Below are 14,368 nucleotides of genomic sequence, written 5' to 3'. Positions count from 1 at the left end.
GCATTATTCATCAGATAGTACCTTTATTAAAAAATGATATTATTAGTTGTTAAACCGAAAAAATATAATAAATCACAGAAAGGAAATTATAAAAATTAACTAATTTATAGGGAACAATAGATTAATTTTTAATTTTAAAGATACTATCTGATGAATAATGCAAATAAAAAAATCGCTCTAATAAGCGATTACTTTAATTTATATTTAATTACTTTAATTTATATTTTTATAAAACCTAAGCTTTTTTCCGGCTACCCATTATGTTTTTAGGGCAAGAAAGTGATTTTTTTTCAAAAATTAGCTGAGGAAATATTGAATATTACGGTGATAAGTTAAATAAATATAATAATTTTCATAGTGATAATGAAACTTGCAAAAAAATGATTAATGCTAAGATTGTTGATGTCAAAGATATTCCTAAATTAATTAAACCTGAAAATCGTTTTTTAGTTCAAGCACGTTGAGTTAAATATGGAAATGCATATCTTGAAGGCAGTCAATGGTTTGCTTTAACTTGATATTATGAAAATAATAGTTATTATATTCAAGTTTTAACACAGAATTGAGTAAATGTTACAGGTTCATCTATAGACGGTGGAACATGAATGGGAATTGGAACTGGTATTAGATTATATAATGATTAATAATAATATTGCTATAAATAAATCTCTAAAGAATCTTTTTTAGAAAATCATTCATTGTCTTAGAACATAACTAATTAAATATATATCTGTATAAGTTTGTTTCAAAAAAAATAAAAAGCACTAAAGTGCTTTTTTAAAATTAATTATGCTAAAAATTTTGGTGCAGCAAGCATTAAAATGGCAACAATGAAATTATAACCAGCATGCGGAATTATGGTATATGTAACATTCTCATTAACAATAAGAAATAGCATTCCTAGTGTTAATGATGCTCCAATATATCCAATAAAATGTTCTCAATCACCGGTTCCAGCGACATGCATGCCAGCAAAGAAAATTGTTGATGCAACAAATCCAAGTCATTTGTTACCACTTAAACTAAAAATTCCGTGTCTAGTTGCTAATTCTTCAACAACTGGAGCAATTAAAATTGTATAGATAAATAAGAAAGCAGTATTTCACCATTTATCTAGTCCTTTAATTAAATTATTTTGATTGTTTGAAGTTGTTGCTGTTATTAATGATTGTAAATAAACAAAAAATAAATGAATTGAAAAAACAGCAATAATACTAATTGAGCAAACAACAAAAAGACGTTTGCAATCTTGTTTTAAAGTTAATTTAATTTTTTCAAAAATTAATGGTGATGACCGATAAAGAATAAAAATTGTCACCAATCCCGCAATTATTAATGTTAATAAATTAATTGTTGTTTTAACACTATCAGATGGATGAAACTGGTTTACAATGGTTCCAATTACTAAACCAATAATATTTGGAATAAAATAAAAATAATAAAAGGCAATAGCACCTGACCGCATAATTTCATTTTGTGCACCACTAATAACAAAATATGAACCAACTGTAACAATAATGCAACTAATAAAGTTCATCCCTGCTAAAGCATATTCATTATGTGTAAACATATATGAAATTAGAATATTAATAAAAAAGGGAGCAAAAATAGCTGTTCCTAAAAAAATATAACCCATATTTTTAAGTTTAACTAAATTAAAATCAAAGGGAGCAGAACGATCAACTAATGTTGGTTTTAACTCATATCATGCTCTTTTAGGATTATAAACATTATCATTATTAGTCATTTTTATTACTCCTTTAAATCCTACTTTTTATTATATAATAAATTAGTTAAAAATCCATTTAAAATTTAAAATTATTTGGTACAGAATTTTGAATCCATCTATTAAAAAAGACATTTTGCAATGTCTTTTATTTAATAATTAATGATGGTTGTGTCATTTCAGGGGGAATTTCTTCACCTAATAAATCTAGGATTGTCGGAGCAATATCAGCAATTGCCGGATTATCTTTTCGTAATTGTAACCCCTCTTTTGTAATAATAATTGAAACCAATTGTGAAGTATGCTTTTTATTAGGACCCCCTGTTTCATCAATCATAATTTCAGCATTTCCGTGGTCAGCAGTAATAATCATAATTCCGTTAACTTTCTCAATTGCTGCATAAATTTTACCAAGACAATCATCAATAGCTTTAACTGCTTCGATTGCAGCTGGTAATATTCCAGTATGCCCAACCATATCACAATTTGCAAAATTTAAAATAATAACATCAAATTCATTTCAATTAAGTTCAGCAATTAATTTATCAGTAATTTCATACGCTGACATTTCTGGTTTTAAATCATAAGTTGCTACTTTTGGTGATGGAATTAAATCTGCTGAAGCCCCTGGTAATGTAATTTCAGCTTGTGTTGCTAGACCATTTTTAAAATAATCTTTTCCACCATCAAAGAAAAATGTAACATGAGCAATTTTTTCTGTTTCAGCAATTCGCAATTGACGGTAACCTTTTTTACTTAATCATTTTCCTAAACCATTAATAACTTCAATTGGTTTAAAAGTAACATGTTTTGAAGCAACTGTTTTTGCATATTCCATCATTGAAACAAAATAAATATCATATAATTTTGGCATAAAATAAGTTTGTGCATCATTACCCGGAAAATTAGGATTTGTTAAAGCCGAAGCTATTGCAATAGCACGATCAGGACGAAAATTAGCAAAAAAGACAGCATCACCTGATTTAATATAACCTCTTGGAGTATTAATATTATATGCTGGCATTAAAAATTCATCATTACGGCCAGCTTGATATTCACGGTCAATATATTCTATTGGGTCACTAAATTCCGAGCCTTTTCTTGAAACTAAAACATCATAAGCAACCTGCACTCGGTCATATTTTTTATCACGATCCATTGCGTAATAACGACCACCAATGGTTGCAATTTCGCCAACTTTTAATTCGTTTTGTAATTGTTGAAATTGTTTAAGATAAATTTTAATACATTCTGGTTTCGTATCACGTCCATCACCAAAAATATGCAAGTAAATTTCTTTTACTCCTTCTTGTGCTGCTAATTTATAAGCAGCAAAAATATGGTTTAAATGTGAATGAACACCACCATCTGAAAATAATCCCATAATATGAAAAGCACCATTATTTTTTTTTGCAAAATTAATTGCAGCTAAAAGTTCTGGATTTTGATTAAATGTTCCATCTTTAATTGCTTTATTAATTAAAGTTAATGATTCATATTTAATGCGACCTGCTCCTAAATGAATATGTCCAACTTCAGAATTTCCCATTTGTCCTTCTGGTAAACCAACTCATTCTCCTGCCGCATGTGCTGAGACTCATGGATATTTTGCTTTTAACTTTTCAACATTGACCATATGCCCTTGTGTTACAGCATTTCCTTTTGAATCAGGTGCAATCCCTCACCCATCAAGAATTGCCAATAAAATTGGTTGTTTAACTTTCATTTTATTATTTCTCCTCTTTTTCTTTTTTCTTAACAATTATATAATTATTTTCTATTATTGAGAATATATTTTTCAATCATTTTTGCAACACCACCTGTTTCAACGGTTGTAGTTACTTCTTTTGCTATTGCCTTGATTTGTTCTTGACTATTCTCCATTGCAATTCCCAATCCTACATTTTTAATCATTCAATAATCATTCATACTGTCACCAATTGCCATCATTTCTGATAAAGCAATATTCCATTGGGATGAAATTCATTTCAAACCAGCTAATTTACTAATCTCTGGAGCATTTATTTCTGCTGTTCCTGAGGCATCAATTGCAATTTCAATATTTTGCCCACGAGCTGCAATAATAAAATCGTCGTTTTCATGAACATCCATTACAATACATTTATAACTTTTATTTTGAATTGTTAATGCAGAATCATATTGAATAAACTCTCCATCAAAAAATGCTAATTCAGGATTATTTTCAGCAACAGGATTAAAATTAACAATAACTTTGGTTAAATCATCAATATAACATCATAATTTTTTATGATATTTTTTTGCCAATTGGAATAAAAAATTAACTTGAGAAGCAGACAAGGTTTGTTGATGAACAATTGTACGTGTCTTAATATCATAAATACATGCACCATTAAAACCAATAAAGTATTGATGAAAATAATCCATTTTTACTTTAATAGCTTCTGATAACGAAGTTAATACTGGTCGTCCTGTTGCAAAAATAACTCGTACCCCCATTTCTTGTGCTTTAATAATTGGCGTAATATTGGCCTCGTGAATCCCTTGATGAAAGGAACAAGCAGTTCCATCCATATCTAATGCAATTAATTTAATTTTATTCATAATTCCCTACTTTCTATTAAAATCTCATAATTATATTGTAAAAGAAAAAACCATATTTTTAAATATGGTTTAAAAATTAAATTCTTAAACAATAATTATCACTTAAACAACTGCATTTGCATTTTCAGTTGCTACTTCATCTTTTAAAAGTCAATCTCTTAATTGCGGACGAAAACCATAAATAGCACCTACACAACCACCTAAAATCGATAAAACAATTAAAATAGTAATAAAAACAGTTAATCAAGGACGTATTTTCTTTGCACAATTTTTACATTGACATTGAATTTTTTCAATATTTGCTTGATGTTTTTTGCTATTAGTTCCTTTTTCCTGCTTATCATCAAATAAATCGGGTGGTCCTGGTATTCCAATATTCATATTTTTGCCAAGTCCAACTTTAATATTTGGATCGATTAGGGCATTTAAGAAATCTGATGGTTTAATTGAAGTACGATTTTGCATATTAGCAATTCGTTCAGCAATCGTTTGAGATTGAGTTCCTTGTCCCGATAATTGTTGTGAATTTTCTTGCATAGTATTTATTTGTTGGTTATTTTGTTGTCCTCAATTACTAACATTAGGATAATATTGTTCATTTACATTTTGTTGTTGATATTGCGACGCTGATTGAGCCCCTTGGTTAGTACTAAGCTGATTATAATTTTGATTAGGTCCATTCTGCTGCTGATACTGTGAACCAAGATTTGATTGTTGATTAAATTGCTGTGGTCCAATATTTTGCGGTGGACGTTGCATTAAATTTTGCTGTTGATATTGTTGTGATAATTGAGCCCCTTGGTTAGTACTAAGTTGATTATAATTTTGACTATTACCATTTTGTTGTTGATATTGTTGTGAACCAATATTTCTTGTTGGTGAATATTGTTGTTGCGAAATATTTTGTCCGACCTGTCCAGATGTTACTGGATTATAATTTTGATTAGGTCCTTTTTGTTGATAATTTTGTTGTGAAACATTAAAATTATTTCCCTGGTTAAGAGAAGTTTGCTGTTGGTTATTTTCTGGCTTGTTACCTGAACCGTTGTTAAAAGAATGTTTAAAATTCATTTTATGCCCTTCCATTTCATCAATAATTACATACTCTTTATTTTTGTACACTTCGTATAGTAATTATAACATAAAAATGGCCGCAATTTTAGGATAATATTGCTTTTGTAAAAACATTATTAATAATTACACTTGGTCGTTTATTATGATATAAAATATCATATAAAGATTCAAATAAAGGTAATGTAATATTATTTGCACGCGCATCTAACACAATTGTTTTACAAGTTAAAACACCTTCTACTGTTTTTACTTGCTCTGATAAAACTTTTTGAGCATCATCAACTTGAGCAATTGCAAAACCAAGCGAATAATTCCGTGATTTACTTGAGGTAGTTGTTAAAATTAAATCAGCTAATCCTGCAAAGTTAAAAAAAGTTTCAATTTGAGCTCCTTTTGTTTTGGCAAAAAGTTGAATCTCATTTAACCCCATTGTAATTAATGATGCTTTAGCATTGTCAGATTCATAAAGACCATTAAAAATTCCTGAGGCAATTGCTACTGCATTTTTTAAAGCAACCGCATATTCACTACCAATCACATCCGTATTAGCAAAAGTAACAAAATATTCATTATTAAACAAATCACGAACTTCTTGCGCAATTACTAAATCCTGTGAAACTGCCATAATACACGTTGGTTTTCGTTGTAAAACTTCTTTTGCAATGCTTGGACCATAAATACCTGCATATGCTTTTAAAATTTTTGGATTTATTAATTTTATAATTGATTTTGATAAAACTTCGTGTGTTTCAGGATCTAATCCTTTAGCAACATTAATGATAACAACTGGTTTTGTTACTGTTTGATTGATTTTCTCAATTATTAATTTAATAGCAACAACAGGAATTCCTAAAATAATATATTCAGCATCTTCAACTGCTTCAGCAAAATTTGTTGTGGCCTTAATTTCTTTATTAATTTTTAAATTACCAAAAAAATGGCGATTTAAATGTTCGTTGTTAATATCATTAACTTCTTTCTTATCAATTCCATACATAATAACGTTATGATCATTATCTGTCAAAACATTTGCTAAAACTGTCCCATATGCTCCTGTTCCAATAACAGTAATATTTTTTTGTGTTTTTTTCATCATAATTTTCCTCGTTACTTTCTCTCTCTAAATAATATTTTAATTGGTACTCCCTCAAATCCAAAATATTCTCGAAGTTGATTTTCAAGAAACCTTTTATAAGAAAAATGAAGATATTTTGGATTATTACAAAACATAATAAAAGTCGGCACAACACCTTCGGGCTGAGTAGCATAATAAATTTTTAAACGCCCACCATTAAAATCTGGTGGTGGATTTAACAATTGTGCTTTTACTAAAATTTCATTTAGAACACTAGTTTTTACTCGCTGCGTTAAACCAACATAAACTTCATCAATTGTTTGAAATAAAATATGTAATCGTTTTTTTTCTAAAGCAGAAACAAAAACCATTTTCGCATAATTTAGATATTTAAAATATCCACGAATACTTTGTTCAATTTTTTTCATTGACCGTTCATCTTTTTCCATTACCGCATCTCACTTATTAACTACCAAAATAATTGGTTTATTTTGTTCAAATGCAATACCAGCAATATTTGTATCTTGGTCAGTAATAGGAACTGTCCCATCAATAATTAATAAAACAAGATCACTTCGTTCGATTGCACTAACAGCACGAAGAACACTATATTTTTCTAATTTTTCATAAACTTTCCCTTTTCTACGAATTCCAGCAGTATCAATCACAGTATAAAGTTGATTATTCCGTTTAAATGATGTATCAATTGAATCTGTTGTTGTTCCTGCAATTGGTGATACAATGACTCGTTCTTCACCTAAAATAGCATTTGTTAAAGAAGATTTTCCAACATTTGGTTTACCGATTAAAGAAAAATGAATTCCTTCTGTTTTTGGTTGAACTGGAATTTGATCTAAATGAGAAATTACTTGGTCTAATAAATCACCAATTCCAATTCCATGAGTAGCAGATACAGCAATTGGCTCACCAAATCCTAATGTCATATATTCATACAATTCACTTTCTTTTTCTTGCTTATTATATTTATTAACAACTAAAAGAACCGGTTTTTTAGCACGATATAGTATTTTTGCAACCATTTCATCATCTGGGGTAATTCCTTCTTTGTACGATAAAACAAAAATAATAATATCAGCTTCTGCAATTGCAATTTCTGCTTGCATTTTAATCTCTTGTGCAAACATTGCCGTATTATTTAATGTAATTCCCCCCGTATCAATTATTAAAAATTCTCTTGTTAATCATTCTGAGAAAGCATAAATTCGATCGCGTGTTACACCAGGAGTATCTTCAACAATTGCGAGGCGATTTTTAATAACACGATTAAATAATGTTGATTTCCCAACATTTGGACGCCCTACAATTGCAACAGTTCCTTTTTGTGCCATTTATTTTCCTGCTTTCTTATAATTACATACTATTTCATAAATTTTAGTTACCGTTTGTTCAAATGTTAACTTACTACTATACACAATAACTGCATCAGGAGCAATTTTTAATGGTCCAACCGCTCGGGTTGTGTCAACATAATCTCGTTCTTTTAATTTAGCAGTAATTTCTGCCAAATTATTCGGAACAATATGGTTTTCTTGATTTTGATTTCATCGGCGGTTAGCTCGCGCTGTAATACTCGCTGTTAAGTAAATTTTCATTTCAGCATCAGGAAGAACAACAGTAGTAATATCTCGTCCAACAACAACATTACCTTTTTTAATCACTAATTTTTGTTGCATGCAAACCATTGCTGCTCGAATAAAATCAAGTCCAGTAATTTTGTTGATATTATCCAGAACAAGATCAGTTTGCAACTTATCAGTAATATCTTTTTCATTGACATAAACACGGTTATTAATCACTTGATACTTAAAGTTTGTTAATTGTGCTTGTAACTGATGATGATTTGTAAAATCAACTCCAACTTTTACACAAAAATAAGTAAAAGCACGGTAAGTTAACCCAGTATCAATAAACCGATAATTTAGTTTTTTGGCCAATTCATAACCAGCAGAAGATTTTCCACTACCAGCGGGGCCATCAATCGCAATATTTATTTTCATCATCTACTCCTATTTTCTATAACATAAAGATTAAAATTAAACAAATAGCTAATAAAACAACAAGCAAAAGCATAGTACTAAATAACATTTTATAACCTGGTTTTATTTTTCGATAAACAAATAATACATTATTATGTTTTTCTTCTAAAAGAGCTCTTGATTCTTTTAGCATTTCTGCTATTGATCGTTGATCATTTTTACGCATATGTGCAATTGTACTAAATTCAATATTAGCTGAATTAATTTTAAAATCACTATTTTCTACTTGAATTTTATCACTTACTCGATGATAAGTAATTTTTTCTGCTAAAATACTTTCTAAAATTGCTTGATATTTTTGATATGTTGGTTTATTTAACAATGTTTCAGCAATTAAAATATTATGCATAACATCACCAGCATCTTGATCATTTTTTTGATTAGTTTGAATTGTTGCTTTAGTTGTATTAACAACTTGTTCTAGCAATTGTTGCAAATCATATTTAAAATCAGATGGGTATGGTTGTTCATCTGGGTTTTTATCTAAATATACTTTTTCTCAACTAAATTCTTGTTCAAAATCTGATTTAAAACTACCAAAAAAATTATCATCAATAGCGTTTAACTTCGCCATGTAACCATTAATGACTTGACTGGTTTGATTAATTTCTTGATCAATCTCAATCTCTTTCTTAATCATTTCACGTAGCTGGGCAAATTTCTCCATTCTAGTTTCCATGTTAAACCTCCAACTTTTTTAAACTACATTAAAATTATATATTATTATTAAAATTTTTGTTATTATTATAGTAAATAAATAACGGAGTGATAAATATGGCAAATCGTAATATATCAAAAAAAAGAACATATGTAAATACTGACTTATGTATTTCTTGTGGTAGCTGTATTATGATTGATGAAACTGAAACATTTTTTATGGATGATGATGGTTTTGCAAATACCATTGATAATGATAAGGAGTTAGTGGAAGCACAAATGGTTTGTCCAACAGCAGCAATTTTTATTAAAACATTAGAAGAGTTTAAAGAAAATCGGAAAAGTAGTCTTGATAATTATTAAAAAAATGTTTTATAATTTTTATAAAACATTTTTTTAATAATTATTTTCTTGGCGAGTAAAATTAATTTTATTTTTTTTATTATAAGCGGTAAGTAAATCATCTTCAGTAAATTTTAACTGTTCAGCAATTATTAAATACTGATTTAAAACTTTAAAATAAACTTCTGATGTCTGATTTTTAATTAGTTCTTTTGCAACAGCAAAACAATCTAAATAAAGTTTTGTCAAATTAATATTTTCCTGACAATATTCATTATGGTATTGATATGTTTTAAAGTCAACGGTTAAACTATTACCAATACTAATTAAAAAATGAATTCCATCAATATATTCTTCTAATAAAATATCTTTTGCTGAAGCCGGTTTGACACTTCAATATTTAAAATCACGTTGTTCATTAATAAATTCTGCTAACTCAACTAAAAAAGCCAAAATTCGTTTCTCAAATGTTTCATTATCATTTAAGTTAAATTTTGTTAAAATATGTTTATCTAATTTTTTTTGGTTTTCTAACAAATAATTAAAAGTATTGTTACTTAACATTTTTACTAATCTCCTTCGCAGTTCTCATTTGTCCTAAAATTGCTTTTGCATTAGGAACTTTATCATATTTCTTTACAATTTGCCCTGTTAACGAAGCAATTATTCGTTCTGAAGCAAATGGATCACGTGGGTCATAAATTCAAGCATTATTAAAAATTGTTTCTACATTTTCTGCACCCATTGTCCCAATAACAATAGCATGAAAGCGATTCCGACGCTGTTTTAATAAATTTATCTTTGTTATTAAATCAGGTGATAAATCAGAAGTTAAAAAATCACTAATTAATAACAAATCAGCATTAAAATATTCATTACTATCCATTACTGTTAAAGTATGTTCTAATGCTGGCTCAACATCTGTATCCCCAGCAAAACTTTTTGACAAAAATTCAATTAATTTTGGTAGTGAATCTTTTAAAGAAGATAAATTATAAACATCTAAACTTTTAGAAAAATTAATCATGTAGCAAGGGCGATGCTCTGCTAAAGCAATTTTTGCAATTGCTAAAGCAAGGGCTTTGGCAATTTGCTCGGGACTACCTCGCATTGAAGAAGAGGTATCAATTGATAAAATGATTGGTCCTTTTTCTTCAGGAACATATGTTTCAATTGTTCGTAATTTAATTTGTTCTTTGGGAACTTTATCTTGTGATAAAAATTCAAATGTTATTAATTTGCCCTCAATATATTTTTTATAAAAAATATATTTTAAAACTGGATCTTTTAATAAAACTAATTCGGCGGGAAACATATGTTCTAAATCTTTAGATTCAGTTGCTCCAATAATTTCTTCTGGTGAAGAACCAATTGGTTTTCATTCATAATCCATTACAATTTCTTCTAAAATTCGTTGTTCAATTAAATTACTTTCACCTTGAAAACGCCCTAATAATGTTGCAATTTCCATAATTGCTGGATTAGTTTCCAAAAATTTTGCAAATTTATCAATGGCTGACATATTAACACCTTTTTTTAGTTCTACTGGATTTCATATTTTGCCAAAAAATTTTCATACTGTTTTTAATAAACTATTAGCTTTATTATAAATTTCCACTTTATTATATAAATCTTGCATAAACTTTGTTCTTAATTCTTCAATTTTTGCAAAACGATAATCATTAATTTTTTTAATTAAAATGGATTCTCAAATTCCAATAAAATCACGAAATAACATATTTGGATTATTGTTTTGTTTTTTATTAAATTCATAACGATAATAATTTATCCGATCATAAAATGGTGAATTAACTTTAAATAAAAAATCTTGTGTTGAAGCATAATTCTTTTTTAAACCATCATAACCATTAACTTTAATTCAATGAAATAAATAAATTTCTTTTTCGATATTTGAATCTAACTTAATTTTCATAATTTCATTTTCAATTTTATGATCATAAAAATTATTAACAGCTTGGTCAAACATTTCACTTAATCACCGGTTCGTTGTTTTCATCAGAGCAAACCTTGGATTAACTAAATCCGTATTTTTTAATGCTGTTAACTTACTAACTAGTTGAACTCCCGCTTTTTGCTCTAAATATGGATTCACATTAAATCCTCCCTTGTTTTACTCATTTAATTTTTTGTTAATTGTTCAAAATTACTATTATTTATTTTTTGCTCTGAATTTGAAAATTGTTCTAATTCTAACCAATTTTCATTAAAATTTATTTTATTATCACTAAAGGCATTATTAACTGCCAACATAAAACGTTCTTTAAAAAAGAGGCAATTTAAAGATAATAATCGTTCTTTTTCATCTGGAAAAGAAGTTGTTAAACTATCAATTTCTCGTTCAACAGCTAAAATTCTTTTTTCAAGTTTTGAATTATTATCCACTTTTGAATTCTTAATTTCAATTTTAATTTCTTCATTTGTTTTAATAATTTTAAAAGTACTATCATTAACATAACTAATCTCTGTTTGCAAAACATCTGCCATATTATCTAAATCTTCACCATAATATAATTCAATTAATGTGGGTTGTGTCTTATTATGACGAGCATCAATAAAATCTTCAACACGAATAAAACAAATTGGATACTGTTGATTTTTTCAAAAAATTCGATGAAATGTTCCTTGTAATTTTCCATCAAAAACATCCAAATATTCACTTTTGCGACTATTAACTTCTTGGATATCTTCATACTGAGCTGATAATTCTTCTAATTCTTTGCTTAAACGATTCTTTTTTTCACGAACATCATACGTTAAAGCATTTAAATAAAATTCATTAAAAATAGCATTATATGTTTCTTCTTGTTGTTCATCATCTCAAATACAATATGGAATGACTAACCAATCAGCTTTATCAACTGTATCACGACCATTATAAAATGCTGAAGCTTTCATTAAATGAGCAATCTTCTTTCAACGACGATCTGAAATATAATATTCACCTTCAGTCGCAATATACATTGCTTTTCGAAATCGAGAAATAAAATCAAAAGTTACTGGTGTTATTTTAATCTTATTAATTTCTTTTCGTCATGTATCATATTCTTCATGTGTAATTTGTAAAGCTTCATCAACTTTTACATCCAATTCAGTTACTCCAGCAATCATATCATTAAAGTTTTCTTCATCTTTTAACCCTTGTGCAATATAACGAATAATAAAACGGTCATATAACGCTTCAAGACCTTGTCCTTCTGCTGGCAACTCATTTGACGCTGAAATTAATAATTTCATTGGCACTTTTATATCTACTCCAGCATTACGAAAAATCTTTTCATTAATAATTGTTAATAAAGTATTTTGAATTGATGGTCCCGCTTTTCAAATTTCATCTAAAAAAACAATTTCAGCCGTTGGTAAATATTTATCAATTAAGCGCTTATACACTCCTTTTTGTAAATCTTCAATTGAAATTGGTCCAAAAATTTCTTCTGGTGTTGAAAAACGATTCATTAAATATTCAAAAATAGTACCATTTTTAAAAGAATGCTTTAAACGACGTGAAACTAACGATTTAGCAATTCCGGGTTTTCCTAAAAGAAAAATTGATTCACCACTTAGCATCGCTAACATTGCTAAATTAAAAATTTCTTCTTTTTCATAAACATTTTGTTGTAATTGTTTGGTTAATTCTTCTAATCTTTCTGTAAGTGTCATCATTTTCTTTTTTCTCCTAAACTTCTAAATTAATTCTTCGTTTAACATCATCTGATTTAACAATTAAGAGGCATGCTCCAACAATTCAAATAGAAGTAATTATTAGAACCAAAACAATAAAAACTAATAATCAAATATTAATTGGTTCAGCGGGATTTCCTTTAATACTTCCTAGAATCAATAAAATTGCACATAAAATTTCAACAAATAAAAAATATAAAATTGCTAACATAATATAAGCAATACCTCATCCATAAATAGCACCCGCAGTTCGAACCACTGCCATCGGAATAAAATATAATAAACTAAATAATAAACTAAGAAATAAAAACCCATAACTTAAAAGGTCTTTAACATAAATCTCAGCAAAAACTTTAATATTTGGATCAAGATAATTACTTAAAGCAACTAAAATTGCCTTTTGACCAATAAAATAAGCTAAAACAATTGCTACTAACTGTCCAAAAATAATAAAACTTCGCCCTACTCGTTCAAGTGGACTATCCCAAAACATTCGTCGTTGTGAAAAATCATTGTGCTGAGTTGGTGACAAATAACTAAAACGTTTCTGCTCCTGTTTAGATAATTCTTTAACTTCCTCCTCATATTTTCGGCGTTCTTCTTCAGTATCAAGCAACTCTAAATCTGGAAATTTACTTCCATATGTTGGCTTATTTTTAAACATTTTGTTCCCCCTTTGGTATTTAACCCTATTTTAATTTGTGTAAACATTTTAACATTTTCCCTAAATTTAGGCAATTAAATTATTTTTTTCCTATTTTTTAACAATCAAAATATTTGATATTGTTCCCTCAAAATATTTTGCTCCAAAACTTGTTACTTTAATATAATATCAATAATTACCTTCTTCTAAAAAGACATCATTAGCATCTAATTCACGATTATCTTCAGTCAAAATAATAACATTAAAATATTCACGGAAATTTACAATGTTATATCCATCTTTATTAACTACTTGTTGTAATTGTGCAAAAATACTGTTTATTGTTTCACCAATTGAATCATTTACTTTTTGAAAGCCTAGTTTGTAAATTGTACTATGAAGTGTAGCAGTTTATTTAATATCATTATAACATCAATAAAATAAATGTTCAATATAATTTATTTTAAAAAAATTTAGTAGTTTTGTCTTAAATTTATTAATTTTGACACACC

Annotated in this window: 15 protein-coding genes; 2 read left to right on the top strand and 13 right to left on the bottom strand. The window is 27.9% G+C overall.

Annotated elements, in window-relative coordinates:
- The first annotated feature begins 260 nt into the window (after nt 1–260).
- The gene (locus D9R21_RS01675; protein ID WP_126820835.1) at nt 261–644 is read left to right on the top strand and encodes a hypothetical protein; all 384 of its coding nucleotides are present in this window, start codon (nt 261–263) and stop codon (nt 642–644) included.
- A gap of 143 nt (nt 645–787) precedes the next feature.
- On the opposite strand, the gene D9R21_RS01670 is transcribed toward D9R21_RS01675, so the two are convergent.
- The 8 genes from D9R21_RS01670 to D9R21_RS01635 all read right to left on the bottom strand — a co-directional run bounded on the left by D9R21_RS01670 (nt 788) and on the right by D9R21_RS01635 (nt 9,194).
- Nucleotides 788–1,747 carry a CPBP family intramembrane glutamic endopeptidase gene (locus tag D9R21_RS01670; RefSeq protein ID WP_126820834.1) on the bottom strand — a complete coding sequence of 320 codons (960 nt, stop codon included), beginning with the start codon at nt 1,745–1,747 and terminating at the stop codon, nt 788–790.
- Between the two features lie 127 nt (nt 1,748–1,874).
- Nucleotides 1,875–3,452, bottom strand: coding sequence for a 2,3-bisphosphoglycerate-independent phosphoglycerate mutase (gpmI, locus tag D9R21_RS01665; RefSeq protein WP_126820833.1), 1,578 nt, complete (start codon nt 3,450–3,452; stop codon nt 1,875–1,877).
- A gap of 44 nt (nt 3,453–3,496) precedes the next feature.
- Nucleotides 3,497–4,309 carry a Cof-type HAD-IIB family hydrolase gene (locus tag D9R21_RS01660; protein WP_126820832.1) on the bottom strand — a complete coding sequence of 271 codons (813 nt, stop codon included), beginning with the start codon at nt 4,307–4,309 and terminating at the stop codon, nt 3,497–3,499.
- A 102-nt stretch (nt 4,310–4,411) separates the two neighbouring features.
- Nucleotides 4,412–5,380: a hypothetical protein gene (locus D9R21_RS01655; RefSeq protein ID WP_126820831.1), complete on the bottom strand. Its 969-nt coding sequence runs from the start codon at nt 5,378–5,380 to the stop codon at nt 4,412–4,414.
- Between the two features lie 88 nt (nt 5,381–5,468).
- The gene (locus D9R21_RS01650) at nt 5,469–6,479 is read right to left on the bottom strand and encodes an NAD(P)H-dependent glycerol-3-phosphate dehydrogenase (protein ID WP_126820830.1); all 1,011 of its coding nucleotides are present in this window, start codon (nt 6,477–6,479) and stop codon (nt 5,469–5,471) included.
- An 11-nt stretch (nt 6,480–6,490) separates the two neighbouring features.
- Entirely contained in the window at nt 6,491–7,807 is a 1,317-nt protein-coding gene (der, locus tag D9R21_RS01645) for a ribosome biogenesis GTPase Der (RefSeq protein ID WP_126820829.1), read from the bottom strand.
- Complete coding sequence (gene cmk / locus D9R21_RS01640; RefSeq protein WP_126820828.1) at nt 7,808–8,476, bottom strand: (d)CMP kinase; 669 nt, start codon at nt 8,474–8,476, stop codon at nt 7,808–7,810.
- A 16-nt stretch (nt 8,477–8,492) separates the two neighbouring features.
- A complete protein-coding gene (locus tag D9R21_RS01635; protein ID WP_126820827.1) occupies nt 8,493–9,194 on the bottom strand; it encodes a hypothetical protein in 702 nt (233 codons plus the stop codon).
- A gap of 95 nt (nt 9,195–9,289) precedes the next feature.
- Here D9R21_RS01635 and D9R21_RS01630 point away from each other — a divergent pair, with 95 nt between their 5' ends.
- Nucleotides 9,290–9,535 (top strand): ferredoxin, encoded by a 246-nt coding sequence (locus D9R21_RS01630; RefSeq protein WP_126820826.1) that lies wholly within the window; start codon nt 9,290–9,292, stop codon nt 9,533–9,535.
- A gap of 33 nt (nt 9,536–9,568) precedes the next feature.
- On the opposite strand, the gene D9R21_RS01625 is transcribed toward D9R21_RS01630, so the two are convergent.
- From D9R21_RS01625 to D9R21_RS08130, 5 genes are all read right to left on the bottom strand, one after another.
- Entirely contained in the window at nt 9,569–10,078 is a 510-nt protein-coding gene (locus D9R21_RS01625) for a dUTP diphosphatase (RefSeq protein ID WP_126820825.1), read from the bottom strand.
- On the bottom strand, nt 10,068–11,627 hold the full coding sequence (locus D9R21_RS01620) for a VWA domain-containing protein (RefSeq protein ID WP_126820824.1): 1,560 nt from the start codon (nt 11,625–11,627) through the stop codon (nt 10,068–10,070). The genes D9R21_RS01625 and D9R21_RS01620 overlap by 11 nt, the downstream gene beginning before the upstream one ends.
- Nucleotides 11,628–11,653: 26 nt before the next feature.
- Entirely contained in the window at nt 11,654–13,195 is a 1,542-nt protein-coding gene (locus D9R21_RS01615; RefSeq protein WP_126820823.1) for an AAA family ATPase, read from the bottom strand.
- 13 nt (nt 13,196–13,208) lie between these two features.
- A complete protein-coding gene (locus tag D9R21_RS01610; RefSeq protein ID WP_126820822.1) occupies nt 13,209–13,877 on the bottom strand; it encodes a hypothetical protein in 669 nt (222 codons plus the stop codon).
- Between the two features lie 90 nt (nt 13,878–13,967).
- Nucleotides 13,968–14,108 carry a hypothetical protein gene (locus D9R21_RS08130; RefSeq protein ID WP_241568653.1) on the bottom strand — a complete coding sequence of 47 codons (141 nt, stop codon included), beginning with the start codon at nt 14,106–14,108 and terminating at the stop codon, nt 13,968–13,970.
- Nucleotides 14,109–14,368 lie beyond the last annotated feature (260 nt).

The organism is Spiroplasma endosymbiont of Megaselia nigra, from assembly GCF_003987485.1.
In the GTDB taxonomy this organism is placed as follows: domain Bacteria; phylum Bacillota_I; class Bacilli_A; order Mycoplasmatales; family Mycoplasmataceae; genus Spiroplasma.
The sequence above is the reverse complement of the archived record's forward strand: the minus strand, read 5'-3'. Positions and strand labels throughout refer to the sequence as shown.